This window comes from Streptomyces pratensis (assembly GCF_037137275.1).
Classification (GTDB): domain Bacteria; phylum Actinomycetota; class Actinomycetes; order Streptomycetales; family Streptomycetaceae; genus Streptomyces; species Streptomyces pratensis_B.
This window is the reverse complement of sequence record NZ_JBBBEN010000090.1, coordinates 13,109-37,933: the sequence shown is the minus strand read 5'-3', so window position 1 is coordinate 37,933 and position 24,825 is coordinate 13,109. Positions and strand designations below refer to the sequence as shown.

28 protein-coding genes and 1 tRNA gene are annotated in these 24,825 nt (G+C 71.4%); 14 read left to right on the top strand and 15 right to left on the bottom strand.

Annotated features, from left to right (window positions below):
- Window positions 1-33: 33 nt before the first annotated feature.
- The 10 genes from V9U70_RS16145 to V9U70_RS16100 all read left to right on the top strand — a co-directional run bounded on the left by V9U70_RS16145 (window position 34) and on the right by V9U70_RS16100 (window position 8,435).
- Complete coding sequence (locus V9U70_RS16145) at window positions 34-2,112, top strand: cell division protein FtsK (RefSeq protein WP_336672947.1); 2,079 nt, start codon at window positions 34-36, stop codon at window positions 2,110-2,112.
- A 152-nt stretch (window positions 2,113-2,264) separates the two neighbouring features.
- Window positions 2,265-2,525, top strand: coding sequence for a hypothetical protein (locus V9U70_RS16140; protein ID WP_336675909.1), 261 nt, complete (start codon window positions 2,265-2,267; stop codon window positions 2,523-2,525).
- Window positions 2,516-2,704, top strand: coding sequence for a hypothetical protein (locus V9U70_RS16135; RefSeq protein WP_336675907.1), 189 nt, complete (start codon window positions 2,516-2,518; stop codon window positions 2,702-2,704). Before V9U70_RS16140 ends, V9U70_RS16135 begins: the two co-directional genes overlap by 10 nt.
- Window positions 2,705-2,717: 13 nt before the next feature.
- On the top strand, window positions 2,718-2,981 hold the full coding sequence (locus V9U70_RS16130) for a hypothetical protein (protein WP_336675905.1): 264 nt from the start codon (window positions 2,718-2,720) through the stop codon (window positions 2,979-2,981).
- Window positions 2,982-3,068: 87 nt separating this feature from the next.
- Window positions 3,069-4,148 (top strand): DNA cytosine methyltransferase, encoded by a 1,080-nt coding sequence (locus tag V9U70_RS16125; RefSeq protein WP_336675903.1) that lies wholly within the window; start codon window positions 3,069-3,071, stop codon window positions 4,146-4,148.
- Window positions 4,145-5,032, top strand: coding sequence for a bifunctional DNA primase/polymerase (locus V9U70_RS16120; protein ID WP_336675901.1), 888 nt, complete (start codon window positions 4,145-4,147; stop codon window positions 5,030-5,032). Before V9U70_RS16125 ends, V9U70_RS16120 begins: the two co-directional genes overlap by 4 nt.
- On the top strand, window positions 5,029-5,379 hold the full coding sequence (locus V9U70_RS16115; protein ID WP_336675899.1) for a hypothetical protein: 351 nt from the start codon (window positions 5,029-5,031) through the stop codon (window positions 5,377-5,379). The genes V9U70_RS16120 and V9U70_RS16115 overlap by 4 nt, the downstream gene beginning before the upstream one ends.
- The gene (locus V9U70_RS16110; protein WP_336675897.1) at window positions 5,376-6,629 is read left to right on the top strand and encodes a DUF3631 domain-containing protein; all 1,254 of its coding nucleotides are present in this window, start codon (window positions 5,376-5,378) and stop codon (window positions 6,627-6,629) included. The genes V9U70_RS16115 and V9U70_RS16110 overlap by 4 nt, the downstream gene beginning before the upstream one ends.
- A 170-nt stretch (window positions 6,630-6,799) precedes the next feature.
- On the top strand, window positions 6,800-6,988 hold the full coding sequence (locus tag V9U70_RS16105; RefSeq protein ID WP_336675895.1) for a helix-turn-helix transcriptional regulator: 189 nt from the start codon (window positions 6,800-6,802) through the stop codon (window positions 6,986-6,988).
- A gap of 67 nt (window positions 6,989-7,055) precedes the next feature.
- Window positions 7,056-8,435, top strand: coding sequence for a tyrosine-type recombinase/integrase (locus V9U70_RS16100; RefSeq protein WP_336675893.1), 1,380 nt, complete (start codon window positions 7,056-7,058; stop codon window positions 8,433-8,435).
- Between the two features lie 176 nt (window positions 8,436-8,611).
- Here the strand turns inward: V9U70_RS16100 and V9U70_RS16095 are convergent.
- Window positions 8,612-8,693, bottom strand: a tRNA-Tyr gene (locus tag V9U70_RS16095).
- Between the two features lie 271 nt (window positions 8,694-8,964).
- Here V9U70_RS16095 and V9U70_RS16090 point away from each other — a divergent pair.
- The 3 genes from V9U70_RS16090 to V9U70_RS16080 all read left to right on the top strand — a co-directional run bounded on the left by V9U70_RS16090 (window position 8,965) and on the right by V9U70_RS16080 (window position 10,898).
- Window positions 8,965-9,453, top strand: a complete 489-nt coding sequence (locus tag V9U70_RS16090; RefSeq protein ID WP_336675891.1) for a YajQ family cyclic di-GMP-binding protein — start codon at window positions 8,965-8,967, stop codon at window positions 9,451-9,453.
- Window positions 9,454-9,698: 245 nt separating this feature from the next.
- Window positions 9,699-10,217 (top strand): methylated-DNA--[protein]-cysteine S-methyltransferase, encoded by a 519-nt coding sequence (locus tag V9U70_RS16085; protein ID WP_336675890.1) that lies wholly within the window; start codon window positions 9,699-9,701, stop codon window positions 10,215-10,217.
- Window positions 10,218-10,220: 3 nt separating this feature from the next.
- A complete protein-coding gene (locus tag V9U70_RS16080) occupies window positions 10,221-10,898 on the top strand; it encodes an alpha-ketoglutarate-dependent dioxygenase AlkB family protein (protein ID WP_336675889.1) in 678 nt (225 codons plus the stop codon).
- Between the two features lie 31 nt (window positions 10,899-10,929).
- Here the strand turns inward: V9U70_RS16080 and V9U70_RS16075 are convergent, their stop codons facing one another.
- The 14 genes from V9U70_RS16075 to V9U70_RS16010 form a co-directional block, all read right to left on the bottom strand.
- Window positions 10,930-11,202, bottom strand: coding sequence for a GlsB/YeaQ/YmgE family stress response membrane protein (locus V9U70_RS16075; protein ID WP_336675888.1), 273 nt, complete (start codon window positions 11,200-11,202; stop codon window positions 10,930-10,932).
- Between the two features lie 112 nt (window positions 11,203-11,314).
- Window positions 11,315-11,707 carry a YccF domain-containing protein gene (locus V9U70_RS16070; RefSeq protein WP_336675887.1) on the bottom strand — a complete coding sequence of 131 codons (393 nt, stop codon included), beginning with the start codon at window positions 11,705-11,707 and terminating at the stop codon, window positions 11,315-11,317.
- The gene (htpX, locus tag V9U70_RS16065; RefSeq protein WP_336675885.1) at window positions 11,704-12,567 is read right to left on the bottom strand and encodes a zinc metalloprotease HtpX; all 864 of its coding nucleotides are present in this window, start codon (window positions 12,565-12,567) and stop codon (window positions 11,704-11,706) included. Before htpX ends, V9U70_RS16070 begins: the two co-directional genes overlap by 4 nt.
- A gap of 230 nt (window positions 12,568-12,797) precedes the next feature.
- Window positions 12,798-13,262 carry a large conductance mechanosensitive channel protein MscL gene (mscL, locus tag V9U70_RS16060; RefSeq protein WP_336675883.1) on the bottom strand — a complete coding sequence of 155 codons (465 nt, stop codon included), beginning with the start codon at window positions 13,260-13,262 and terminating at the stop codon, window positions 12,798-12,800.
- 106 nt (window positions 13,263-13,368) lie between these two features.
- Window positions 13,369-14,961: an NADH-quinone oxidoreductase subunit N gene (locus tag V9U70_RS16055; RefSeq protein WP_336675882.1), complete on the bottom strand. Its 1,593-nt coding sequence runs from the start codon at window positions 14,959-14,961 to the stop codon at window positions 13,369-13,371.
- Window positions 14,958-16,673 carry a complex I subunit 4 family protein gene (locus V9U70_RS16050; protein ID WP_336675880.1) on the bottom strand — a complete coding sequence of 572 codons (1,716 nt, stop codon included), beginning with the start codon at window positions 16,671-16,673 and terminating at the stop codon, window positions 14,958-14,960. The genes V9U70_RS16055 and V9U70_RS16050 overlap by 4 nt, the downstream gene beginning before the upstream one ends.
- A complete protein-coding gene (locus V9U70_RS16045; RefSeq protein WP_336675878.1) occupies window positions 16,670-18,670 on the bottom strand; it encodes an NADH-quinone oxidoreductase subunit 5 family protein in 2,001 nt (666 codons plus the stop codon). The genes V9U70_RS16050 and V9U70_RS16045 overlap by 4 nt, the downstream gene beginning before the upstream one ends.
- Complete coding sequence (nuoK, locus tag V9U70_RS16040) at window positions 18,667-19,119, bottom strand: NADH-quinone oxidoreductase subunit NuoK (RefSeq protein ID WP_336675876.1); 453 nt, start codon at window positions 19,117-19,119, stop codon at window positions 18,667-18,669. Before nuoK ends, V9U70_RS16045 begins: the two co-directional genes overlap by 4 nt.
- On the bottom strand, window positions 19,119-19,829 hold the full coding sequence (locus tag V9U70_RS16035) for an NADH-quinone oxidoreductase subunit J family protein (protein WP_336675874.1): 711 nt from the start codon (window positions 19,827-19,829) through the stop codon (window positions 19,119-19,121). The genes nuoK and V9U70_RS16035 overlap by 1 nt, the downstream gene beginning before the upstream one ends.
- Window positions 19,829-20,413, bottom strand: a complete 585-nt coding sequence (locus V9U70_RS16030) for a NuoI/complex I 23 kDa subunit family protein (RefSeq protein ID WP_336675873.1) — start codon at window positions 20,411-20,413, stop codon at window positions 19,829-19,831. The genes V9U70_RS16035 and V9U70_RS16030 overlap by 1 nt, the downstream gene beginning before the upstream one ends.
- Window positions 20,410-21,381 (bottom strand): complex I subunit 1/NuoH family protein, encoded by a 972-nt coding sequence (locus V9U70_RS16025; RefSeq protein WP_336675871.1) that lies wholly within the window; start codon window positions 21,379-21,381, stop codon window positions 20,410-20,412. Before V9U70_RS16025 ends, V9U70_RS16030 begins: the two co-directional genes overlap by 4 nt.
- The gene (locus V9U70_RS16020) at window positions 21,378-22,754 is read right to left on the bottom strand and encodes an NADH-quinone oxidoreductase subunit C (protein WP_336675870.1); all 1,377 of its coding nucleotides are present in this window, start codon (window positions 22,752-22,754) and stop codon (window positions 21,378-21,380) included. The genes V9U70_RS16025 and V9U70_RS16020 overlap by 4 nt, the downstream gene beginning before the upstream one ends.
- Window positions 22,751-23,407 carry an NADH-quinone oxidoreductase subunit B gene (locus V9U70_RS16015; RefSeq protein ID WP_336675868.1) on the bottom strand — a complete coding sequence of 219 codons (657 nt, stop codon included), beginning with the start codon at window positions 23,405-23,407 and terminating at the stop codon, window positions 22,751-22,753. The genes V9U70_RS16020 and V9U70_RS16015 overlap by 4 nt, the downstream gene beginning before the upstream one ends.
- Entirely contained in the window at window positions 23,398-23,850 is a 453-nt protein-coding gene (locus V9U70_RS16010; RefSeq protein ID WP_336675866.1) for an NADH-quinone oxidoreductase subunit A, read from the bottom strand. The genes V9U70_RS16015 and V9U70_RS16010 overlap by 10 nt, the downstream gene beginning before the upstream one ends.
- A gap of 177 nt (window positions 23,851-24,027) precedes the next feature.
- Between V9U70_RS16010 and V9U70_RS16005 the strand changes: the two genes are divergently transcribed.
- Window positions 24,028-24,825 (top strand): sensor histidine kinase (locus tag V9U70_RS16005; RefSeq protein ID WP_336675865.1); only part of this gene is annotated, 798 nt, incomplete at its 3' end.

Here is a 24,825-nt window from a genome sequence, read left to right as displayed (position 1 = left end):
GTCCCGAACCATCGAGCAGGAGGAAGTACCAGCATGACGGACACCACGGCACCGGCCGCGCATCTGCGGCCGGTCCCCGACCTGGACGACGACCACGAAACGACCGTGCCCGTCGCGGTCGACAACCCCGCCCTGCCGGAGCCGAAGGTGAGCGTGGAGAAGCGCAAGCCGGTCCTGGCCGGGTGGCTGACCGACCGGCGCGACTTCACCGCCACCGCCCGCCACGCCGGCGCGAACGCCGGATACAGCGCCCTCTTCCACGGCGTGCGGCTCCCGGTCTACGCCGGGCGTCTCGCGCTGATGTCGCCGCGGGGGGCCTGCCGGTTCATCGCCACCACCAACCGGTGGATCTGGGACCGCGAAGCCGCCCCCCTGCGGGCCGCCGCCGTCCGCGCCGAGGACGTCGAGGAGTACATGCGCCTGTCCCGGCTGCGGGCCGGACGGGTCCGGCTGCGCGGCCTGGTCACCCTGGTCGCCGCCGTGTTCGGCGTCGGCTTCGCCCTCTGGCTCTACGTCATGGCCCCCGCGCTGATGTACGCGTTCGCGGCCGGCGGTGTGCTGCTCCTCGGTATGGCCGGTCAGCAGCCCGACGCTCCGGTCATCGGCCCCGCCGTGTTGAAGACGGAGGTGCAGAAGCTCACCGGGTCGATCGTGCTGCGCGGTCTCGACTCCATCGGGAACAGCCGGATCAGCGCCGCCATCAAGAAGGGCGGCGACATGAACGGGCTGCGCTTCACCAGCGAGATCGTCCGCGACGGCCCCGGCTACCGCGCCGACCTCGATCTCCCGTACGGGGTGACGCCCGAGGACATCATGGAGGCCCGCAAGCCGCTGGCGTCCGGGCTGCGGCGCAAGGTCGGCTGCGTCTGGCCCTCCCCCGATCCGTCCGAGCATGAGGGGCGGTTGGTGCTGTGGGTGGGGGACAAGCCGATGAACGAGACCACCAAACCCGCCTGGCCCCTCCTCAAGACCGGGCAGGTGGACCTCTTCAAGCCGGTGGTGTTCGGCAACGACCAGCGCATGCGCGACGTGTCCGTGACGCTGATGTTCGCCGCCGTGGTCGTCGGCTCGATCCCCCGCATGGGCAAGACGTTCCTGATGCGGCTGTTCCTCCTCATCGCCGCACTCGACCCCCGCGCCGAGCTGCACGCGTTCGACTTCAAGGGCACCGGCGACTTCGGAGCCCTGGAACCCGTCTGCCACCGCTACCGGGCAGGCGAGGAGAACGACGACATCGAATACGTCCTGGACGCGCTGCGGGAGCTGAAGGAGGAGCTGCGCCGGCGGGCGAAGGTCATCAAGTCCCTGCCGCGCTCCCGCTGCCCGGAATCCAAGGTCACCCCGGAACTGGCCAGCGACAAGAGTCTGGGGCTGCACCCGATCGTGGCCGGGTTCGACGAGTGTCAGGTGCCGTTCGAGCACGAGGAGCACGGCAAGGAGATCGAAGCGATCTGCACCGACCTCGTCAAGCGAGGCCCGGCCCTCGGGATCGTGACCCTGTTCGGGACGCAGCGCCCGGACGCGAAGTCGCTGCCCACCGGGATCAGCGCGAACGCGGTGCTGCGCTTCTGCCTCAAGGTCATGGGACAGCCCGCCAACGACATGGTGCTCGGCACCTCGATGTACAAGGCCGGGTACCGGGCCACCATGTTCTCCCGCTCCGACCGGGGCATCTGCTGGATGGCCGGCGAAGGAGACGACCCGCGCATCGTGGCGTCCGCGTTCGTGGACGCGGTGGCCGCCGAGCAGATCGCCGCCCGCGCCCGCCAGGTCCGCGAGGAGTACGGCAACGTCACCGGCCACGCCATCGGCCACGGGCCCGAGAAGTCCGGGCAGTCCGATGTGCTGGCCGACGTCCTCGCCGTTATCGCGTCCGACGAGAAGTCCGTGTGGTGCGAGCGGATCGCTACCCGGCTCGCGGCGGCGCAGCCGGACGTCTACGGCGGGTGGAAGGGCGAGAACGTCACCGCCGCCCTCAAGCCCCACGGCATCAAGGCCGGGCAGGTCTGGGGCCAGACCGACACCGGCGAGGGCAAGAACCGGCGCGGCATCGACCGCGCCGACATCACCGCCGCCATCACCCGCCGTAACCAGAGCAAGGCCGCTGCCTGACCCCAGCAGGACTGCTAGACCTAGCACCCCCGGCTGCTAGGTCTAGCACCCCCGCTAGCACCCCACACCCGCCCTGAGCTGCGACCTAGCGTCTAGCAGCCCACCTGCGGAAACACCCGGAAACCCGCCTGACGAAGGGATGTGAGCCCCTCGTGGCGCTCGCTAGCCTCCTCATCCTCCTCACCGCCGCCGGTTACGCAGTGTTGTGCGCGGTCCGGCCGTTCGCCCCGTGCCGGAAGTGCTCCGGCATCGGCGTCCGCACCCGCCGCCGCACCGTCACCCTCTGCCGTCGCTGCCACGGCACCCGCGCCCGACTCCGCATCGGGCGACGGCTGCTGAACAACAGCCGCAGCATCCACGCGGCCGGCACACGACCCCACGCCACCGACCGGAAGGCCACCCCATGGCAGTGACCCTGTCCCTCGTCGCCCTCTTCGGACTCGTCCTGTTCTTCCTGCTCCGGTCCGGCAGCCTCACGCCCGGCGGCGCGTTCACCGCCGCCGGGTTCGGGTTCTTCCTCGCCTCCACCGGAGCCGCCGGACCCATCAACCAGATGGCCACCGCCCTCATCGACGCCATCCCCAACATCTGAGGAGCACCACCCCGTGCGACTGCGCCTCCAGCTCACCGGCTGGGACCGCCGGACCCTGACCCTGACCGACACCCCCTGCCCCGACTGCCCCCGCTGCGAGGGCGAGGGCGGGTTCGCCTACGACTACGGCGACCACAACGGGGAGTACGCCGGCACCGAGTGGGACCCCTGCACCTGCTGGGACGAAACCCGCCGCTGGACCCTGCTCCGACTCCCGCGCATCCCCCGCCGCCGCCGGGCCGACCGCGACCCGTGGAGCAACGAACCGCCTTTCTGACATGCACGAGGGCGACCCCCGCGTCTCGCCAAAGAACTGGGGCCGCCCTCGTCTGCCAGCACTTCTCACAGAACTGGAGACACCAGCATGACCCAACCCACCCCCATCCGGCGAGTGCCGGACGGGACCTTACGAGCCGTGGCGCTGTGCGCCGGCTACGGCGGCCTGGAGACCGCGCTCGGTGCGGGTATCGGCGCGGTGCCGGTCGCCTACGCCGAGAACGACCCCTACGCCGCCGCCGTGTTCGCCGCCCACCACCCCGGGGTGCCGAACCTGGGAGACATCACCCGCGCCGACTGGGAGCGGGTCCGTGACCTCTACCGGCCCGAGATCGTCGGGGCCGGTTTCCCGTGCCGCAACATCAGTAACGCCGGACGGAAGGATGGGATCAGTGGCCAGTGGTCGAGGGTCTGGAAGAACGTCGCTGCGGCTGTGGGCGTCATTCGACCGCGCTACGTCTTCCTGGAAAACGTGGCGGCGCTCCGCTCGCGGGGGCTGGACGTCGTCGCCCAGGACCTGGCCGCGATCGGGTATGGCGTCCGGTGGACATGTCTACGAGCTGGTGACCCCGAAGTCGGGGCCCCGCACGAGCGCGACCGGTGGTTCGCAGTTGCCCATCCCGCTGATGCCGACCCCCACCACCTCGGACGGCACTGGCGGACCCGGCACGTCTCCCAAGCGCAAGGGTGGGCTGAACCTGCGCACCGCAGTGACCCGGCTTCCGGCACCCCCGCCCGAGTCCTGAGGCTGGTCCCCACACCGGCAGCCAGGGACTGGCGGTCGGGTGCCTCCAACCTGCTGGAGCGCAACGCGCGCCCGCTGAACGAGTTCGTCGTCAACCGGCTCCCCTACAGCGGGAGCTGGATCTCCACCGACGGCATCGACTACGGGCCCGCCATCCGCCGCTGGGAACACATCACCGGCCGCCCCGCCCCCTGCCCCACCGAACCCGGCACGCGGGGCAACCGCCGCCTGTCGCCGTTCTTCACGGAATGGCTCATGGGCCTGCCCGCCGGCTGGGTCACCGCCGTCCTCGGCATCCCGCGCAAGGAACAGCTCCGCATCCTCGGCAACGGCGTCATCCCCCGCCAGGCACACCACGCCTACGGACAACTCCTCGGAGCCCTCCCCGCCGCTTGGACCAACCCGTGGGCGGTGGCCGCGTGAACACCCACCTCCTCAACGCAGCCCTTGACGCGGCCGAACGCGGCTGGCACGTCTTCCCCCTGCGGCCGGCCGACAAGCGGCCCGCTCTCCACGGCGAGACCGCCTGCCCCGGTACCGGCGACTGTGCGACCGGCCACCGGAAGTGGGAGCAGCGGGCCACGACCGATCGCGACCGCATCCGCCGGGCGTGGTCGGCTGGCGCGTTCAACGTCGGCCTGGCCACGGGCCCGTCCGGGTTGGTCGTGGTGGACCTGGACCCGGTCAAGGCGAAGGACCCGAAAGGAACGCCTGACGGCGTCACTTCCCTGCAAGCGCTCTGCGAGCGCGCCGGGCAGACCGTCCCCGCCACCTACCGGACCCGGACCGCGAGCGGCGGGCACCACCTGTACTTCACCGCCCCCACCGGGGCCCGGCTCGGCAACAGCGCAGGCAGGCTCGGCACCCACATCGACACCCGCGCCCACGGCGGCTACGTCGTCACCGCCGGCAGCACCCTCCCGAACGGTACGTACGAGGTGGCCGACCCCACCGAGCCCGCACCACTCCCGGAGTGGCTGCACGACCTCCTGAGACCCCGTCAGCCCTCTCAGGCATTGATGGCCGCGCCCGTGCCGGTTCGGGCTTCTCGGTACGCGGCAGCGGCTCTCAGGGCCGAAACGGCGGCCGTCGCAGGGGCCGGGGAGGGTGTGCGGAACTGGACGCTCGTGCGGGCCGCCCGCGCTCTGGGGCGGTTCATCCCGTCCGGCGACCTCGCCCGTCATGAGGTGGAGCAGGCTCTTAATTCGGCGGGATTAGCGGCCGGACTGCGAGAGAACGAGTGCCGCGCCGCCGTGACCAGCGCTCTCAACTGGTCCATCGCCAACAACCTCGGGCGGCCGGCATGACCACCACCCCCAGGAATCCCCGCCTTAAGAGCCTGCCCGCCACCCCGAACAACCCGCAGGCCGCCAACGCCGCCGCAGCACCGGTGACCGGTGGCGAGCCGAAAGGCGTCGCCGGAGGCGTCCGCGTTGCTGTTCGCCCTGACCCGCACACGGTCACGGTGACCGGCATCCGCCCCGGCCTCACCGTGCGCGGGCTGGGCCGCAACCAGATCCCCGCCGCCGACTGGCTCTGCGCCTGCGGCCACCACGAACGCGCCCGGGGCCGGGAGCGCGTCACCGACCTCACCACCCGCGCCCGCGTCGACCACTGCCCGCACACCGAGCAGCACCGGAGGAACGCCGCATGAACACCCCTGCCCAGCAGTCCAAGGCACCCATCGACGGTGCCGCCCTGCTCGACGCGGTGGAAGCCTTCCACCGCCGGTTCAACGTCTTCCCCACCGAGTCCGCCTACGTCGCGGTCGCCCTGTGGGACGCCCACGCCCACCTGATCGACTGCTTCGAGACCACCCCGCGCATCGCGTTCCTCTCCCCGGAACCGGGGTCGGGGAAGTCCCGGGCGCTGGAGATCGTGGAACTGCTCACCCCCCGCCCCATGAGCACGGTGTCGGCGTCCGCGAACGCCCTCTACCGGCTGGTCGACTCCGCCGAGGGACTGCCCACGGTCCTGTTCGACGAGGTGGACACCATCTTCGGCCCCAAGGCCGGGGCGGACGAGGCGCTGCGCGGGTTCCTGAACGCCGGATACCGGCGCATCGGCGGGGCCCTGCGGTGCGTCGGGGACGGCTCCAACCAAAACGCCCAGGTGTTCGGTTCCTACTGCGCCGTCGCCATGGCGGGGCTCGGCTCCCTCCCCGACACCGTGCTGACCCGGTCGGTCATCATCCGGATGCGGAAGCGGGCCCCCAACGAGAAGGTCGAGCCCTACCGCCAGCGCATCCACGAGAAGCAGGGCCACGCCCTGCGCGACCAGGTCGCGAAGTGGGCCGACACCGTCCGCGACCAGGTCGCCAACGCCTGGCCCGACATGCCCGACGGGGTCACCGACCGGCCCGCCGACGTGTGGGAGCCGCTGCTCGCCGTCGCGGACGCGGCCGGCGGAACCTGGCCCGCGCGGGCCCGTGCCGCCTGCCTGGACCTGATCAACGCCGGTCAGGACAACGACGAAGCATCGTTGGGTGTCCGGCTGCTGACCGACCTGCGCGACAAGGTGTTCTGCGGCGCGGACCGGGTGCCCACCGCCGTCATCCTCGAAATCCTGCTCCGCATGGACGACGCCCCCTGGGGCGACCTGGACGACAAGCCGCTGAACTCCCGCACGCTCGCCAAGCTCCTCGGGCAGTACGTCACCCCGGCCATCAAGCCCATCAAGCCGCGCGGCATCCGTACCCCCGCCGGTACCCCCAAGGGCTACTACGCGGAAGACCTCACGGACGCCTGGACGCGGTACTGCCCCCCGCCCCCCGAGGGATCCGCAACATCCGCCACGTCCGCCACACCGCAGGTCAGCGGGGGTGAATCCGTGGCGGATACCGCCACATCCACCCGCCACACGCCTGCGGAAACCGCCACACCGCTCTTCCCCGTCGCGGGCTGACCCCCAGCGCCACCAGGTGCCGCCACACCCCCGGATGTGGCGGCACCTATCCGCCACACGACCGCCATCCGCCACAAACACAGGCCCCTGACCTGCGATGTGGCGGCGTGGCGGACGTTGCGGATCCCTCAGAAGAGAAGACACGAGCTGCTTCCCCAAGGAGTCGCACCATGGCCCGCCCTCAGATGCTCAAGCTCCCCGAAGTCCTCGCCGAACTCGACATGAGCCGAGCGGCTTTCTACCGCATGCGCGCCCGGGGCCTCGCCCCGAAGGTCATCAAGCTCCCGAACCATCAGGTCCGCGTGCGTCGAGCCGACCTGGACGACTGGCTCCGCCAGTACGAGCAGGCCGCCGCCTAACCACATCCGCCCGTAGACGAACACGCGGGGCCCGCCACCAGGCGGGCCCCGCGCCATCTGGAGAGCCATGTCCCTCACGTACGACGTACGGCTGTACGCGATCGAGGTACGCCGCGACCGCCCCAAGCCCTTCCGTCTCCGCTGGCTTGTCGGCCAGCGCAAGCACTCGAAGAGTTACCAGCTCAAGGCTCAGGCGGACGGTCGACGATCTGAGTTGATGTCGGCCGTTCGGCGCGGTGAGCAGTTCGACGAGGAGACGGGCCTCCCGGTCTCGGAGATCCGCGCTCAGCATGGGTCGGTGACTTGGTACGAGCACACTCGCGCCTACATCGAGCGCAAGTGGGCGACTGCCCCGGCGAAATCCCGCAAGAACTACGCGGATGCCCTGGCTACGATCACCCCGGCGCTCGTGAAGACCAGGGCGGGCAGTCCAGACCCCGCAGTTCTCCGCCGGGCTCTGTATGGGTGGGCCTACAACCGGAACCGGTGGGAGGACGAGCACCCCGAGGACGTCACAGCGGCTTTGCGGTGGCTGGAGAAGAACTCGCTGCCCGTGTCGGCTCTGGAGGAGTCAGCCACGGTGCGTCTCGCGTTGGATGCACTGGGCTTGAAGCTCGACGGCAAGCCTGCCGCGCCGCGAACCGCCCGGCGCAAGCGTGCCTGCCTTAGTGATGTGCTGGGGCTCGCCGTGGAGGAGCGCTACTTCACCACCCCCGTGAACCCGCTCACCACGGTGAAGTGGGTCGCCCCGAAATCCGCTGAGGAGCTTGATCCGGAGAGCGTGGCGAACCCGCGTCAGGTGCGAGCGCTCCTCAAGGGTGTGCGGGAGCAGGGGGCACGCGGCGCACACCTGGAAGCGTTCTTTGGGTGCCTCTACTACGCGGCCATGCGTCCGGCTGAGGCGACGGCGCTCCGTCGGGCACAGTGCCACCTTCCCGAGACAGGGTGGGGCGTTCTCACGCTGAGGCAAGGTGCCGTCCGCGCCGGCAAGGGCTGGACGAACGATGGGCGGGCGCACGAGGATCGTCACCTGAAGGCACGGGCAGTCAAGGACTCCCGTCCCGTGCCGATCCCGCCGCACTTCGTGCGGCTGCTCAGGGAGCACATCGCCTTGCAGGGCACCGCGCCGGACGGACGGCTGTTTCGTACGAGCAGGGGCGGACTCCTTCAGGAAACGGGATACGGCGAAGTCTGGGCCAAGGCCCGGCAGGACGTCCTCAGCGAAGATGAGGCAGCCTCCCCGCTCGTTCGCCGTCCCTATGACCTGCGTCACGCCGGGGTTTCGTTCTGGCTGAGTTCGGGGGTGGACCCGATGGAGTGCGCGCGACGGGCCGGCCACACGATCGCGGTCCTGTTCCGGGTCTACGCCAAAGTCCTGGCCCAGACACAGGACCGTGCGAACCATCGGATCGACGCGGCTATGAGGGAGTGGAACGAGCCCGAGTAGAGGCTGCCTCTCCCCCGGGGGACACCTGGGGGACACACGCTGATCAGGGGTGGGATTGAGGCGGGACAAGGTGAGACAAGGTCCGTTTCGCGCTGCCTGAGCGCGGGTGCGTCAGCCAAAGCGAAAGCCCCGCCTGACCAGGCTAAATACCTGGTCAGGCGGGGCTTTCCGTTCTGTGGCGGCGCCAGGGTTCGAACCTGGGTAGGCTGAGCCGGCAGATTTACAGTCTGCTCCCTTTGGCCACTCGGGCACACCGCCTCGAACGACGCGTCGGATCTCTGGTGGTGAGCTCCTTGGCGACGACGTAAACACTACCTGATGGTCAGGGGTGCTTCGCCACCTCATTGATCGGCGGCTGCCGGACGCGAGGACACCGCGGGGCGAGAGGCCCGCGTATACGGGATGTATCCGGACGTTGCGACCGCTTGACCAGGCTTCCGCGGCGTCGCCGAGCGCCCGGGAGGGACGGCCTGCCAGCCCTTAGGCTTTGCGCTGTATCCCACGCATTCGACGCAAGGAGCCACACGTCATGGCCGACTCCAGTTTCGACATCGTCTCGAAGGTCGAGCGGCAGGAGGTCGACAACGCCCTCAACCAGGCCGCCAAGGAGATCTCCCAGCGCTACGACTTCAAGGGCACGGGCGCCTCGATCTCGTGGTCGGGCGAGAAGATCCTGATGGAGGCGAACGGCGAGGAGCGGGTCAAGGCCATCCTCGACATCTTCCAGTCCAAGCTGATCAAGCGCGGCATCTCGATGAAGTCGCTGGACGCGGGCGAGCCGCAGCTCTCCGGCAAGGAGTACAAGATCTTCGCGACGATCGAGGAGGGCATCTCCCAGGACAACGCCAAGAAGGTCGCGAAGATCATCCGCGATGAGGGCCCGAAGGGCGTCAAGGCGCAGGTCCAGGGCGACGAGCTGCGGGTCAGCTCGAAGAGCCGCGACGACCTTCAGGCCGTGCAGGCGCTGCTGAAGGGGCAGGACTTCGACTTCGCGGTGCAGTTCGTGAACTACCGGTAGCGGGCCGCCCCGACCCGCGCGGGCGTGGTCGGAGCGGGGCGGCCGAGCGGGGCACGCCGCCGGGGGACGACCTCGACGGCGTGCCCTTTCGTGTGCGCCGGTCGGCCGCGGGCCCCGGGCGCGATGTCCGAATACCGCCGGTGGCACGGTGCCGGCGGGCGCAGACTGGGTGGTACGGGTCCACCGCGTCGGCCGCGAGGCGTGAGCGGCGGACCGTGGTTCGGCGGCGAGGGAAGTGCGTGGGCGTGACGACGGTGTACACGCGGGTGGACAGCCCGCTGGGTGAGCTGCTGCTGGTCGGCGCGGCGTCGGACGACGCGGAAGCGGCCGGGGGCGCGGGGGTCCGGCTGCGCTCCCTGTCGGTGCCCGGCCAGAAGGGCGGCGCAGTCGTCCAGGACGGCTGGCGGCACGCGCCGGAGGCGTTCACCCGGATGACAGGACAGCTGGAGGCGTACTTCGCCGGGCGCTCGACCCGCTTCGACGTGCCGTTCGACGCGGGCGTCGGCACGGAGTTCCAGCGCCGGGTCTGGGAGGCCCTGGAGTCGGTCCCGTACGGCAGGACCGTGTCGTACGGGGACATCGCCGCGCGGGTCGGCGCCTCGGGCGCGGGGGTGCGGGCGGTGGGCACGGCGATCGGCCGCAACCCGCTGCTGGTCGTCCGCCCGTGCCACCGGGTGATCGGCGCGGACGGGGCGCTGCGGGGGTACGCGGGCGGGCTGGAGCGCAAGAAGCTGCTGCTGCGGCTCGAGGGCGGGGCGGGCTGAGCCGTGGCGCGTGTCCCGCCGGCGCCGGACGGTCTGTTCGAGCGGCCGCGGCGGGTCGTCGCGCCGGGGGCCGTGCATGTGCCCCGGTGGCTGTCGGTGGAGCGCCGGCGTGCGTTGGTGTCGGCGTGCCGGGAGTGGGCCCGTGGCCCGGTCCCGCTGCGGCGCACCGTGCTGCCCGGCGGCGGGGTGATGTCCGTGCGGACGGTGTGCCTGGGGTGGCACTGGCAGCCGTACCGCTATGCGCGCACGGCGGACGACGTGAACGGCGCGCGGGTGGCCGCGTTTCCCGCCTGGCTGGGGGACCTGGGGCGTGCGGCGGTGGCGGAGGCTTACGGGGACGCGGGCGCGGCGGAGGCGTTCGCTCCGGACACCGCGCTGATCAACTTCTACGAGGACACCGCGCGGATGGGCATGCACCAGGACAAGGAGGAGCGGTCGGACGCTCCTGTGGTGTCGTTGAGCATCGGGGCCGCGTGCGTGTTCCGCTTCGGGAACACGCAGGGGCGTGGGCGGCCCTGGACTGACGTGGAGTTGGCGTCCGGGGATCTGTTCGTGTTCGGCGGGCCGTCGCGGTCGGCGTTCCACGGGGTGCCGAAGGTGTACGCGGGCTCGGCCGACCCGGCTGCCGGGATGCGGGCCGGCCGGTTGAACCTGACGTTGCGGGAGACCGGGCTGAGCTGACGGGCCCCGGGACCCGGTCTCCGTCCTCCTGTCAGCGGCGTTCGCGGCTGTTGCCGAACAGCAGGCGGTAGACGATGAGCAGGACCAGCGAACCGGCGACGGCGGCGAGCCAGGTGGCGGTGTCGTAGAAGTCGTTGGTGACGGGGCGGTCGAGGAACCGGCCGGAGAGCCAGCCTCCGACGAAGGCCCCGGCGATGCCGATGAGGGTGGTGCCGACGATGCCGCCCGGGTCGCGGCCCGGGAGCAGGATTTTGGCTATGACTCCGGCGAGCAGCCCGAGAATGATCCAACTGATGATGCCCATGCGGCCGTACCTACCCCTTGTTTCGTCGTGACACCCAAAGACGCCGCGCGCACGCATTCGGTTGCCTGGGGAAGGGGTGCGGAGTCGGGCCGAGGGGCTGTGCTGGCGCTCTTCAGGCCGCGGCGAAGGGCTGGTCCGTGGGGACGATCTCCTTGCCGAAGGGCATGAGGGAGACGGGGATCAGCTTGAAGTTGGCGATCCCCAGGGGAATGCCGATGATCGTGACGCACAGAGCGATGCCGGTGGTGATGTGGCCGAGCGCCAGCCACCATCCCGCCAGGACCAGCCAGAGGACGTTGCCGACGCAGGAGGGCGAGCCGGCGTCCCGGCGGTCCACGACGGTGTGGCCGAACGGCCAGAGGGCGTAGACGCCGATCCTGAAGGCGGCGATGCCGAAGGGGATGCCGATGACGGTGACGCAGAGCAGGAGTGCCGCGAGCAGGTAGCCGAGGAACATCCAGAAACCGCACAGGACGAGCCAGATGACGTTCAGAAGGGTTTTCACGGGCGATGACCTGCCATCTGTTCCAGTCGGGCGATACGCTCCGCCATCGGCGGATGCGTGGAGAACATTTTCGCCATCCCCTGGCCGGGGCGGAAGGGATTCGCGATCATCATGTGACTCGCGGTCTCGATCTTCGGTTCGGACGGCAGCGGCAGCTGCTTCGTCCCGGCGTCGAGCTTGCGCAGAGCGCTGGCGAGGGCGAGCGGGTCCCCGGTGAGCTGGGCTCCGGAGGCGTCGGCCTCGTACTCCCGGGAGCGGCTGACGGCCAGTTGGATGACGGAGGCGGCGAGCGGCCCCAGGATCATGATCAGGAGCATGCCGAGGAGGCCGGGCCCCTCGTCGTCGTTGGAGCGGCCCACCGGGATGAGCCACGCGAAGTTGACCAGGAACATGACCACGGAGGCGAGCGCCCCGGCCACGGACGAGATGAGGATGTCCCGGTTGTAGACGTGGCTCAGCTCGTGGCCCAGGACACCGCGCAACTCCCGTTCGTCCAGGATCTGGAGGATGCCCTCGGTGCAGCAGACGGCGGCGTTGCGCGGATTGCGGCCGGTGGCGAACGCGTTGGGCGCCTGCGTCGGGGAGATGTAGAGGCGTGGCATGGGTTGGCGGGCCTCGGTGGAGAGCTCCCGGACGATGCGGTAGAGCTTCGGGGCCTCGAACTCGCTGACGGGGCGGGCGCGCATCGCCCGCAGCGCCAGCTTGTCGCTGTTCCAGTACGCGTAGGCGTTGGTGCCCACGGCCACCAGGAGCGCGACGAGCAGCCCCGTACGGCCGAAGAAGCTGCCGATGACGATGATGAGTGCGGACAGTCCTCCGAGGAGTACGGCGGTTCTCAGCCCGTTGTGCCGGCGGTGCACGGTACGCCCTCCAAGTGGTGCGGCAGGGGAACCCTTTGCGTGGTGGTGCTCCACTCCCCAGTGGAGCCTCCTGTACTGGTCAACGCCAGGCGGCAGGAGCTAGTTCCCTTGTGCGTGCGGCCACAGGCCGGGGCCCGCCCGGCGCTTTCCGGCCGGTTCGGGCTCCGGACCCGTACGGAAGGGGCGCTGAGCCGTACGGGTGGTGGGCGGGTCTCTCGGAGAGGGGGCGGTCAGTGCTGCTGGGCGGGGAGCTTGGCGAGGGTGAGCGCCTCGGGGTCGGGCACGACCTCACTGGTGCAGTGACCGCAGCGGGAGGCGACCGCGGGGATCTCGCTGTAGCAGCGCGGGCAGTCGCGGAGGGCGGCCTTGATGTCGACCGCCTCCTCCTTCTCCTTGGCGAAGCGGTTCTGCACCTTGGCCATGGGGACGACCACGCAGAAGTAGAGGACCGCGGCGGTGATGACGAAGGCGATGGCGGCGCTGATGAAGAGCCCGTAGGGGAACGTGACCCCGTCGACCTTGAAGAAGGCCTTGCTGAAGTCTCCGGAGCCTCGGGTGGCGAGGCCGATCAGCGGGGTGATGAAGGCGTTGCTGAAGCCCGTGACGACCGCGGTGAAGGCGGCTCCGACGGCGAGTCCGATCGCCATCGAGATGACGTTTCCCCGCAGGATGAAGTCCTTGAACCCGTTCAGCACTGCACTCTCCTCGTGACCCGCTCGCACGTCTCCGCCTTTTACGTGACGTATGCAGCCAAGACCTTGCCCTGACCGGGGGGCCGTGGGCAAGCCGGTCTTCCGTTGGTCAGAAAAGGTTGACGGCGGCGAAGCGCAGGACGAGCTGGGGGGCGCCGGAGAGCAGGATTCCGGCGGCGGCGGTGAGGACGATCGCCGTGGTCAGGGGGGTGACCGCACGAGAACGACATGGCGTGGGGGCAGCCGTCTTGACGGCCGGCTCGGTCGTTTCCGGATCACGGAAGAGAAGGGCGGTCCACCGAAGGTAGTAATACAGGGCGATCACCACGTTGACGGCCATGACGACGGCGAGCCAGCCCAGGCCCGCGTCGACGGCGGCGGAGAAGACGGCGACCTTGGCGAACAGCCCGATGACGCCGGGCGGCAGGCCGGCCAGGCAGAGCAGGAAGAAGCCGAGGGCCAGGGCGACGAGGGGGCGGGTCGCGTAGAGGCCCCGGTAGTCGGCGACGCGGTTGCCCGGGTGCGTACGGGCGACGAGGGCGGCGACGGCGAACGCGCCCAGGTTCACGACGGCGTACATCAGGGCGTACGCCACGGTGGAGCCGATCTGTTGGTCGCTGGAGTACGCGGCGGCGGCGACCGGGACGAGGAGGTACCCGGCCTGGGCGACGGAGGACCAGGCCAGGAGGCGGACGGCGCTGCGGGCGCGGGTGGCGTTCTGGCGGAGGGCGGCGACGTTGCCGACGGTCATGGTGAGCGCGGCGAGGACGGCGAGAGCGGGGCCCCACACGTCGGCATAGGCCGGGAACGCGACGACGGCGACCAGGATGAGCCCCGAGAAGCCGACGGTCTTGCCGACGACGGAGAGGTAGGCGGCGATCGGCAGGGGCGCGCCGACGTAGGTGTCGGGGACCCAGAAGTGGAACGGCGCGGCGGCGGTCTTGAAGGCGAAGCCGACGAGAGTGAGGGCGACGCCGGCCTTGACGAGGGTGTCGAGCGCCGGGGCGACGTCGTCGAGGCGGGCGGCGATCTCGGTGAGGTGCAGGGTGCCGGTGCTCGCGTACACGAAGCTGACGCCGAGCAGCATGACGGCGGTGGCGACGACGGAGGAGAGGAAAAACTTCAGCGCGGCTTCGGAGGAGCGCCGGTCGCCGCGCACGATGCCGACCAGGGCGAAGGCGGGCAGCGAGGCGACTTCGAGGGCGACGACGAGGGTGGCGAGGTCACGGGCGGCGGGCAGGAGGGCCGCGCCGGCCGCAGAGGCCAGGATCAGGAACCAGTACTCGCCCGCCGGGAGCCTGCCCGTGGTGTCGAGGGAGAGCAGGACGGCGAGGAACGCGCCGCCGAGGACGAGGGCCTGGATGACCAGGGCGAAGTGGTCGGCGGTGTAGCTGCACGCCTGCGTCCCGGTGGTGACGCAGAAGGTCGACCGGTCCCCGGCGCGCAGCGGGATCAGGAGGGCGAGGGCGACGGCCGGCGCGGTGAGGGCGACGAGGCCGAGGAGCCGTTTGCGGTGCGCGGGCAGGAACAGGTCGGCGACGAGGACGATCAGGGCGGCCAGCGCGGTGAGCGTGGGGGGAGCGACGGCGAGCCAGTCGATGGACTGGACGAGGCTGGGGGTGTCGGCCGCGGCCGTGAGAAGCCCCGGGGCGGCGCCGTGCGCGTCGGCGCCGCCCGTGAGGGCGCTGAGGTCGGCGGTCACGACTTGCCTCCTGCGAGGAGCTTCTGCACGGCCGGGTCGGTGAGGCCGAGGAGCACGGCGGGCCAGAGTCCGGCGAGGACGGTGAGGGCGGCGAGCGGGGTCCAGGCGGCGGCCTCGTACGGCTGGATGTCCGCGAGCTGCGGGGTGGCGGCGGCCGGTCGGGCGGGGGCGGCCGCGGACGCGTCGGCTCCGGACCGGGGCGTGTCCGACGGGCGGGCGGCGTCCGTCGGCTGCTGGTCCTCCGCCGTCGGCGTGGGCCGGGGGCTGGGCGACAGGGCCGAGTGGGGCGCGTGTTCGCCCATGCAGACCCGGCGGACCACGATGAGCATGTACGCGGCGGTGAGCAGGGTGCCGAACGCCCCGATCGCCATGAAGGTGCGGAACGCGGGGCGGCTCAGCCCTTCGGCCGGGCTGTACGCACCGAACAGGGTCAGCATCTCGCCCCAGAAACCGGCGAGTCCGGGGAGGCCCAGCGAGGCGACCGCGGCGAAGGCGAGGAGCGCGCCCAGGCGGGGGGCCCGGCCGTAGAGGGCTGCCCCGGTGGCGCCGGCGAGCGTGTCGAGGTCCGCGGTGCCGTAGCGGTCCTTGACCGCGCCGGCCAGGAAGAACAGCAGCCCGGTGATGAGGCCGTGGGCGATGTTGGCGAAGAGCGCGCCGTTGACTCCGGTGGGGGTCATGGTGGCGATGCCGAGCAGGACGAAGCCCATGTGGCCGACGGAGGAGTAGGCGATGAGCCGCTTGAGGTCGCCCTTGGCCCCGGTGCGGGCGAGGGCCAGGCAGGCGAGGGACCCGTAGACGATGCCGACGACGGCGAACGCGGCGAGGTAGGGCGCGAAGGTGTGCATGCCGTCGGGCGCGATGGGGAGCAGGATGCGGACGAACCCGTACGTTCCCATCTTCAGCAGGACGCCCGCGAGAAGCACGGACCCGACGGTGGGCGCGGCGGTGTGGGCGTCCGGGAGCCAGCTGTGCAGGGGCCACATCGGGGTCTTGACGGCGAGGCCGAGACCGATCGCCAGGACGGCGGTGACCTGCACGGATGTGGTGAGGCCGCGGCCGTTGTCAGTGGCGAGTGCCACCATGTCGAAGGTGCCGCTCTTCAGCCCGATGAGGAGCAGGCCCAGCAGCATGACGACGGAGCCGAGCAGGGTGTAGAGGATGAACTTCCAGGCGGCGGGCCGCCTGGCCTCGCCGCCCCAGCGGGCGATGAGGAAGTACATCGGGATGAGGACCATCTCGAAGGCGAGGAAGAAGAGCAGCAGATCCAGCACGGCGAAGGTCGCGAGGGTGCCGGACTCCAGGACGAGGACGAGGGCGACGAACGCCTTCGGTGAGGGGCCCGCGGGCAGCTTGAAGTAGCTGTACAGCGCGCAGAGGAACGTCAGCAGCGCGGTCAGGAGCAGGAGGGGGAGCGAGATGCCGTCGATGCCGAGGTGGATGCGGACGTCGAGCGCCGGAATCCAGCTGATGTCGGTGGTCGCCTGCATCGTGGCGGGCCGGTCGTGGTCGAAGCCCGCGGCCAGGACGATCGCCGCGGCGAGGACCGCACCGGTCACCGTCACGCCGTGGCGGAGCACGGCTTGGCCGGGGCTCTTCCCCTTCAGCCCGGGCGGGGCGGGGAGCAGGGCCGCGGCGGCTCCGAGGAGCGGCGCGACGACGATGAACGCGAGAAGGAACTGCATCACGGATGCGCTGATATCGAGCACGGTCACGACCCCGCGTTGACGTTGGCGAAGACGACGGCGGCGATCGCCAGGACGAGGGTCCCGGCGAGCAGCGCGCCGAGGTAGGTCTGCACGTTGCCGGTCTGCGCGCGGCGTACGGCGGCGCCGAGGAGCCGTGCGGTGGCGCCCGAGCCGCGGACGTAGGCGTCGACGACCTCGTGGTCCAGGAAGCGGACGAGGCGGGCGGCCGCCTGGACGGGGCGGACGAACAGCGCGGCGTACAGGGCGTCGAGGTGGAAGCCGGTGACGGCGTGGCGGTGCAGGGGGCCGAGCAGGAGCCTGCCGGGGTCGCCAGGGCTCGGGGCGTCCGCGATGGTGCCGTAGGCGGCGGTGTGGGACGTCATGGCCTCGGCTTCGACGAGGGCCGGCTCTGCGCCGGGGTGGGCGGCGACGGCGCCGATCGGGGCGCGGGTGGCGAGAGCGGCGGCGTGCCGCCACGCCCCGTAGGTGACGAGGCCGCCGGCGAGGCCGACGCCCGTGGACAGGACGGCGGTGGTGAGGGACGGGGTGAGGCCGTGTCCGTCGAACCAGTCGCCGATCGCACCGGCGGTGAGACCGAAGGCGAAGGTGGGGGCGGCCAGAATCCACAGGACGGAGGTCATGGCGAGGGGCTGCCTGCCGTGGTCGGGCACGTCTGTTCCGCGGCCCCGGAAGGCGAGGAGCCAGAGGCGGACGGCGTATGCGGCGGTGAGGACGGCGGCGAGGAGCCCGGCGATCAGGATCGTCCATCCGGCGGCCGCCGGCGCGACGGTCCGCTCGCCGAGCGCGGTGTGCTCGGCGGCGACGAGGACGGCTTCCTTGGAGAAGAAGCCGGCGAACGGCGGAATGGCGGCGAGGGCGAGGAGGGCGACCGTCATCGTCCAGTAGGCGTCCGGGACGCGGCGGGCGAGGCCGCTCATCTGGCCCATGGCGGCGAGTGAGTTGGTGCCGGCGGCGTGGATGACGACGCCCGCGGCGAGGAAGAGGACCGCTTTGAACGCGCCGTGCGACAGGAGGTGGAAGACGGCGGCTCCGCGGTCGCCGACGGCCAGGGCCCCGGACATGTAACCGAGCTGGCCGATGGTCGAGTAGGCGAGGACCCGCTTGATGTCGTCCTGGGCGAGGGCGGCGAGCCCGGAGCCGATCATCGTGACGGCGGCCATCACGGCGAGGACGACGAGCGCCGCGGCGGAGGCGGCGAAGACGGGCAGCAGCCGGGCCACGAAGTAGATGCCGGCGGCGACCATCGTCGCGGCGTGGATGAGCGCGGAGACGGGGGTGGGGCCGGCCATCGCGTCGGGCAGCCAGGTGTGCAGCGGGAACTGGGCGGACTTCCCGGCCACGCCCGCGAGGAGCAGCAGGGCGATGAGGGTGGGGTGGTCCAGTCCTCCGTGGTCGACGGCGGCGAGGATCTCCGTGATCCGGAAGCTGCCGGTGTCGGCGGCGAGGGCGAACAGACCGATCAGGAAGGGGACGTCGCCGAGCTTGGTGACCAGGAAGGCCTTGAGGGAAGCGGCTCGGGCTTCGGGCGTCTCCCAGTAGTGGCCGACGAGGAAGTACGAGCAGATGCCCATGATCTCCCAGCCGACCAGGAGCACCATCAGGTCGCCGGAGTAGACGACCAGGAACATCGCCGCGGTGAACAGGGAGACGAGGGCGGCGTAGGAGGGGTAGCGGGCGTCGCCGCGGAGGTAGGCCGTGGAGTACAGCTGTACGCAGGTGGCGACGAGCCCGACCAGGGCGGCCACCAGGACCGCGAAGCCGTCGAGGTGCAGGGCCAGGTCGATGGGGACGGAGCCGGTGGGGGTGAGCTGGGTCGCGGCGTCGATGGCGCGGCCGCCGCCCTGACGGACGGCGACGACCGCGGCGAGGACGGCCGCGGTGAGGGTCGGGAGGACCGCCAGGGGCCTGACGAAGCCGGGGGCGCTGCGGCCGACGGCGAGTCCCGCGACGGCCCCGAGGAAGGGGAGGAGCGGGACGAGGGCGGCGAGGGTCGTGGTGATCACGCGGTGGTCCCTGCCTTCTTCGCTTTCCCGGTCTGCGCGGTGCTCGCACTCTTCGGGCCTGCTGCGTCCTGCGCGTCTCCCGGGCCCTCCGCCCGCGCCGCCGACGCGGTGTCCGAGCTGTCGGGGAGCGTTTCGGCGTCGTCGGTCTCGGCGGTGTCGCGGAGCCGGTCGATGTCGGAGGAGCCCCGGTTGCGGTACACGGCCAGGACGATCGCGAGCCCGATGCCGATCTCGGCGGCGGCGATGGCGATGGTGAAGAGCGTGAGGGCCTGGCCGGAGTGGAGGGTGTCGCGCAGCCATACGTCGAAGGCGACGAGGTTGAGGTTGACGGCGTTGAGCATCAGCTCGACGGACATCAGGACGAGTATCGCGTTGCGCCGGGCGAGGACGCCGTAGAGGCCGGTGCAGAAGAGGAGGGCGGCGAGCACGGCGGGATAGGCGAGGTGCATCAGCTTGGCCCCTCCTGCCCCAAGCGGCCGGAGGAGCCGGAGGGGGCCGGGCCCTCCGTCTCGGGGCGGACCGTCGTGTCGGCGTCGCGTTTACGGGACAGGACGATGGCGCCCACGAGGGCCGCGAGCAGCAGGACGGAGAGTGCTTCGAAGGGCAGTACCCAGTTGCGGAACAGGAAGGCGCCGGTGACGTCGGTGGAGCCCTGGGCCGGTCCGTCGAGGTCGATCCAGGTGGTGCGGAAGGCGTCGGCCACGACCCAGACGAGCGCGGTGGCCGCCGCACCCGCGACACCGAGCGCGACCCACCGGTTGCCCGAATCGGCGTCCGGGGAGCGGCCGATGGGGGCCCGCGTCAGCATCAGTCCGAAGAGGAGGAGCACGACGATGGAACCGACGTAGATGAGCACCTGGACCCAGGCGATGAACTCCGCGGTGAGCAGGAGGTACTCGACGGCCAGTCCGCCGAACGCCACGACGAGCCACAGGGCGGCGTGCACCAGGTGTCTGGTCGTGACGGTCATGACGGCGGCGCCGAGGGTGACGAGGCCGATGACGACGAAGGCGATCTCGACGCCGGTCGGGGAGAGGAAGCCGGGGTGGCCGCCGGCGGCCAGTGTGTTCGACACCGCGGTCGTCACCGTGCTCGTGGGCGCGGTGGAGGTGGTCGCGGCGGCCTGCGCCGACGCCGCCGCCGCGGCTGCTGTGGACATCACGGGGTCCCTCCCTTCTCCTCGGTCGGCTCCGGCGGGGAGTCCGGGTCGGTCTGTGGAATCCGGGCGGCCAGTTTGTCCGCGGTCTTGCGGGCGGCGGCGATCTCCTTCGGCTCCTCGGCTCCGGGGTCGAGGGCGGGCGGCTCCGGCACGGTCCACATCCACTCGCGGAGCTTGTCGCGCTCGTGGGTGAGTTCGTGGATGTCGGTCTCCGCGTACTCGAACTCGGGTGACCAGAACAGCGCGTCGAAGGGGCAGACCTCGATGCAGATGCCGCAGTACATGCAGAGGGAGAAGTCGATGGCGAACCGGTCGAGGACGTTCCGGCTGCGTTCCCGGCCGCCGGGGGCGGCGGGCGGCGCCGTCTCCTTGTGCGAGTCGATGTAGATGCACCAGTCGGGGCACTCGCGGGCGCAGAGCATGCAGACCGTGCAGTTCTCCTCGAACAGCCCGATGACTCCGCGGGTGCGGGGCGGGAGTTCGGGCTGGGCGTCGGGGTACTGCGCGGTGACGGTCTTCTTCGTCATGGTGCGCAGGGTGACGGCGAGGCCCTTGGCCAGACCGGAACCGGGGAGCGGAGTCACTGGTTGATCGCCACCTTCACGATGCCGGTGAGCGCGATCTGCGCGAGGGCGAGGGGGACGAGGGTCGTCCAGGCGAGCTTCTGCAACTGGTCCTCACGCAGACGCGGGTAGCTGACGCGCAGCCAGATGATGACGAACGCGAGGAGGGCGGTCTTGACGAGGGTCCAGAACCAGCCCAGCCCGTCGTCGCCGAAGGGGCCGTGCCAGCCGCCGAGGAAGAGAACGGTGGTGAGGGCGCACAGGATGACGATGCCCGCGTACTCCGCGAGGAGGAACAGGGCGAAACGCAGGCCCGTGTACTCGGTGTACGCGCCGAAGATGATCTCGGAGTCGGCGACCGGCATGTCGAACGGGGGGCGCTGGAGCTCGGCGAGGCCGGCGACGAAGAAGACGAGGGCCCCGATGATCTGCCAGGGCAGCCACCACCACTCGAAGGCCTGGAGGATGCCGGAGAGCGAGACCGTCCCCGCCGCCATGGCGACGGAGGCCGCGGCGAGGAGCATCGGAAGCTCGTAGGAGAGCAGTTGGGCGGCGGTACGGACTCCGCCGAGCAGGGAGAACTTGTTGGCGGAGGCCCAGCCGGCCATCAGCGAGCCCAGCACGCCGACGCCCATCACCGCGAGCACGAAGAAGACGCCCGCGTCGACGGCCTGGCCGACCGCACCGTCCTTGGGCCCGGCGGGGATGACCGCGAGGACGAGGAGATAGGGCAGGAGGGCGACGGCGGGGGCGAGCTGGAAGACCCGGCGGTCGGCGGCGGCCGGGACCACGTCCTCCTTCTGCGCGAACTTCACGCCGTCCGCGACGAGCTGGGCCCACCCGTGGAAGCCGCCTGCGTACATGGGGCCGAGCCGGCCCTGCATATGGGCCATCACCTTGTGCTCGGTCTGCCCCACGAGGAGCGGGGCGACCAGGAACACGACGAAGACGATGGCCAGGCGGAGGGCGACGTCGAGAGCGTCGTTCACTCGGTATCCCCTCCAGCGGGGCGGTCCGGGTCGGACGGTGTGCGGTCAGGGGCGGCCCCGTCGGGGGGCGTATCGCCGGGGGCCGCCTCGTTCGGGGGCGCCTCCTCGGTGACGGCCTCGTTCGGGATGACGTTGTCCGGGGACGCAGGCTCGCCCGCGCCCGCGCCCGCGCCTTCGCCCTCGGGCGACGGCGCGGCCTCCGGCTCGTCGAAGGCCGGTCGGGCGTGGTGCCACGGAGCGTCCGCGGTGCGGCCCCTGACCGGAGGCGCGGGGGCGCCCGACGCGTCCGACGCCGACCGCTGGCTGGCCGAACCGTCGGAGGCCGAGCGGGAACGGCGGGCGGGGCGGTCCTGGCGGGCCGGACGGGCAGACCGCTCCCCAGCCGAGCCGGTCGCGGCGGCGTCCGGGGGCGGCTGCCGGCCGGCCGACCCCTGGGACCCGGAGCGCGAACGGCGGGGGCGGGCGGCCGAAGGCGTGTCCGCAGCCGGCGGCGCCTCGGCGGCGGAACCCTCCGGCGGTACGTCGGGAGCGGAGGCCGTACGGGGCGTCTCGGGCGCGGAGTCCGCCGGGCCGCGCTTCTCCGCAGCCCCCTCCCCCGAGGCTCCTGCGGCCGTCTCGCCCGAGGGCCTCGCGGGGGCCCCGGGGGCAGGCGTCGCGGCGGTCGTACCGGGGCGTTGGGCGGCGGAGCCCTCGCTCGCGCTGCGGGCACGGCGGGGCGGGCGGTCGGCTGCGGAGCGGGCCGCTCGGGCCGGGCGGGCCGCGGCGGCGGGCAGCTGCCCCTTGAGCGGGCCCCACTCGTTCGGGTCGGGGACTCCGGGCGGCAGCATCGTGCGTCGCTTGGGCCCGCCGTGCTCGGACTCCCCCGGCTCCTTCGCCCCGGGCCAGGCCTTGGCGACGCGGGCCGCCAGGACGAAGTCCTTGCGCAGCGGGTGCCCCTCGAAGCCCTCCGGCAGCAGCAGCGGGACGAGATGCGGGTGCCCTTCGAAGGCGATGCCGAACATCTCGTGCGTCTCCCGCTCGTGCCATTCCGCGCCCGCGTAGACGTCGACGGCGGTGGGTAGGACGGCGGCCTCGTGCGGCACGGTCGTCCGTACCATCAGCCGCCGGACCCTGCCCGTGCCCAGGGCGGCGACATGGGCGCAGACACGGAAGCCGGCACCGGGTTCGTCGACGGCGCTGAGCCAGTCGAAGTAGGTGCAGCCCAACACGTCGCGGGCGGTCCGCAGCGCGGTGGTCCAGGCCGTGGCGGGGACGTCGACGGTGAGCAGGTCGTAGGCGGACTCTGCCGTCGCCTCGTCGCCGAACACCTCCGTGACGCCGTCCGGCAGCCGATCGTGGGCCGCTGCGGCGGACGCCACGTCGTGGTCGTTCATCGCTGGGTCTCCCCCGGCGTCGTGGGGCCGGCGACCAGGCCGCTGCGGAGGGCCGCGGTGGACGGGCCGCCACCGGGTGCTCCGGGGGCGTACCGCTCGGCGAGGGACTCGCGGGCGATCTTCTCCTGGAGCTTCAGGATGCCCTGGAGCAGCGCCTCCGGCCGGGGCGGGCAGCCGGGTACGTACACGTCGACGGGGATGATCTGGTCGACGCCCTTGGTGACGGAGTACGAGTCCCAGTAGGGGCCGCCGCAGTTGGAGCACGCGCCGAAGGAGATGACGTACTTCGGCTCGGGCATCTGTTCGTACAGGCGCTTCACGGCCGGGGCCATCTTGTCCGTCACCGTGCCGGAGACGATCATGAGGTCGGCCTGGCGGGGCCCGGGGGCGAAGGGGATCACACCGAGCCGGATGAAGTCGTGACGCGCCATGGAAGCGGCGATGAACTCGATGGCGCAGCAGGCGAGTCCGAAGTTGAAGACCCAGAGGCTGTAGCGGCGGCCCCAGTTCAGGACCACCTTCATCGGCTCGGGCGCGAGCCGGGAGAGCACGCCGAGGCGCTTCGGCTCGGGGAGGAGGACCGGTTCGGCCGCGTCCGGGGGCGGGGTCTCGGGCTGCCGCGACGCGGGGGTCGGCCGGCTCGTCAGGCCCATGCGAGAACGCCCTTCTTCCATGCGTAGAGCAGACCCACGGCCAGGAAGCCGAGGAAGACGAACATCTCGACCAGCGTCGTCGCGCCGTATCCCGGGGCCGCGAACACCGTGGCCCACGGGAACAGGAAGATGGAGTCGACGGCGAAGATCACGTACAGGAACGCGTAGACGTAGTAGCGGATCTGGGTGTGCGCCCAGCCCTCACCGACCGGGTCGACGCCGCATTCGTAGGTGAGCAGCTTCTCCGGGGTGGGGACGACAGGCCGAAGAAGGCGGCCGGCTCCGAAGGCCACGGCGACGAACAGCACGCCGATCAGGGCGAGCAGGCCGATCACCGAGTAGCTCTGGAAGTACGATTCGCCCCCCGCGAGGACGCGAGGCCCTTCCACCACCACGCCGGGCACGCCCACCGCCACGTCGGTCACGCCGGTCATGTCCGCCATGCCCGCCCCTCTTTCCCTCGTCGCCGCGCCGTCTGTCCCCTATCTGTACGGACGGGAGTCTAGGGCCTGCTAAAGGGAGCGTAAGCAGCCGCGTCGGACATCGGGTGGGGTTATCCCTACTTCACCCCTCCCATGAGCCCCATGGCGTGCGAGGGAGCCGCCCGGCAGGCTGTCGGTATGACCATGACCCCTTCCGTGACGGGCCCCGACCGGTTGCCGCCCGCCCGCTTCGCCGTCGACCGGTGGACCTGGCGGGAGGTCGCGTATCTTCTCGCCAACCTGCCGCTGGCCGTGGCCGGTTTCGTCTGCACGGTCGTGGTGATCTCTGTCGGCGCGGGTCTGTCCGTCACGGTCATCGGCCTGCCGCTGCTCGTCGGCGGGCTCAAGGCCGCGCGGCTGCTGGGCCGGCTGGAGCGCCGGCGTGCTCGGTCGATGCTCGGCGTGCGGGTCGACGAACCGAGCCCGTCGGCGCGCGCCCACCGGGGGGACGGGCTCTTCGGCCGGCTGTGGTCGGGGCTCAAAGATCCGGTGGGCTGGCGGTCGTTGCTGTATGGATTCGTCCGGCTGCCGTGGGGAGTGCTGACGTTCGCTTTGACCTTGGTCAGTCTGTTCGTGCTGTGGCCGGTGCTCCCCTTCATCACCCGGGGGCTCACGACCGTGGACCGAGCGATGGTCCGCGGAATGTTGTCGCCCTCGGACGAGCTGGAACGGCGGATCGCGGAGCTGGAGTCGGACCGGGGCGTGGTCGTGGACACCGCGGCCGCCGACCTGCGCCGGATAGAACGCGACCTCCACGACGGCGCGCAGGCCCGCCTGGTCGCCCTCGCGATGGGCCTGGGGCTGGCGAAGGAGAAGCTGACGGATGATCCCGATGCGGCCGCCCGGATGGTCGACGAGGCCCACGGCGAGATCAAGGTGGCCCTTCAGGAGCTGCGCGACCTGGCCCGCGGCATCCACCCCGCCGTCCTCACCGAC

What these genes read in the sequence shown, in the direction of transcription:
- V9U70_RS16105 (WP_336675895.1), top strand. Translation starts at nt 6,800, where the DNA reads ATGGCCCGCCCTCAGATGCTCAAGCTCCCCGAAGTCCTCGCCGAACTC.
- V9U70_RS16100 (WP_336675893.1), top strand. Translation starts at nt 7,056, where the DNA reads ATGTCCCTCACGTACGACGTACGGCTGTACGCGATCGAGGTACGCCGC.
- nuoK (WP_336675876.1), bottom strand. Translation starts at nt 19,119, where the DNA reads ATGCACCTCGCCTATCCCGCCGTGCTCGCCGCCCTCCTCTTCTGCACC.
- V9U70_RS16125 (WP_336675903.1), top strand. Translation starts at nt 3,069, where the DNA reads ATGACCCAACCCACCCCCATCCGGCGAGTGCCGGACGGGACCTTACGA.
- V9U70_RS16110 (WP_336675897.1), top strand. Translation starts at nt 5,376, where the DNA reads ATGAACACCCCTGCCCAGCAGTCCAAGGCACCCATCGACGGTGCCGCC.
- V9U70_RS16115 (WP_336675899.1), top strand. Translation starts at nt 5,029, where the DNA reads ATGACCACCACCCCCAGGAATCCCCGCCTTAAGAGCCTGCCCGCCACC.
- V9U70_RS16090 (WP_336675891.1), top strand. Translation starts at nt 8,965, where the DNA reads ATGGCCGACTCCAGTTTCGACATCGTCTCGAAGGTCGAGCGGCAGGAG.
- V9U70_RS16145 (WP_336672947.1), top strand. Translation starts at nt 34, where the DNA reads ATGACGGACACCACGGCACCGGCCGCGCATCTGCGGCCGGTCCCCGAC.
- V9U70_RS16010 (WP_336675866.1), bottom strand. Translation starts at nt 23,850, where the DNA reads ATGGCGGACATGACCGGCGTGACCGACGTGGCGGTGGGCGTGCCCGGC.
- V9U70_RS16035 (WP_336675874.1), bottom strand. Translation starts at nt 19,829, where the DNA reads ATGTCCACAGCAGCCGCGGCGGCGGCGTCGGCGCAGGCCGCCGCGACC.
- V9U70_RS16135 (WP_336675907.1), top strand. Translation starts at nt 2,516, where the DNA reads ATGGCAGTGACCCTGTCCCTCGTCGCCCTCTTCGGACTCGTCCTGTTC.
- V9U70_RS16015 (WP_336675868.1), bottom strand. Translation starts at nt 23,407, where the DNA reads ATGGGCCTGACGAGCCGGCCGACCCCCGCGTCGCGGCAGCCCGAGACC.
- V9U70_RS16020 (WP_336675870.1), bottom strand. Translation starts at nt 22,754, where the DNA reads ATGAACGACCACGACGTGGCGTCCGCCGCAGCGGCCCACGATCGGCTG.
- V9U70_RS16075 (WP_336675888.1), bottom strand. Translation starts at nt 11,202, where the DNA reads ATGGGCATCATCAGTTGGATCATTCTCGGGCTGCTCGCCGGAGTCATA.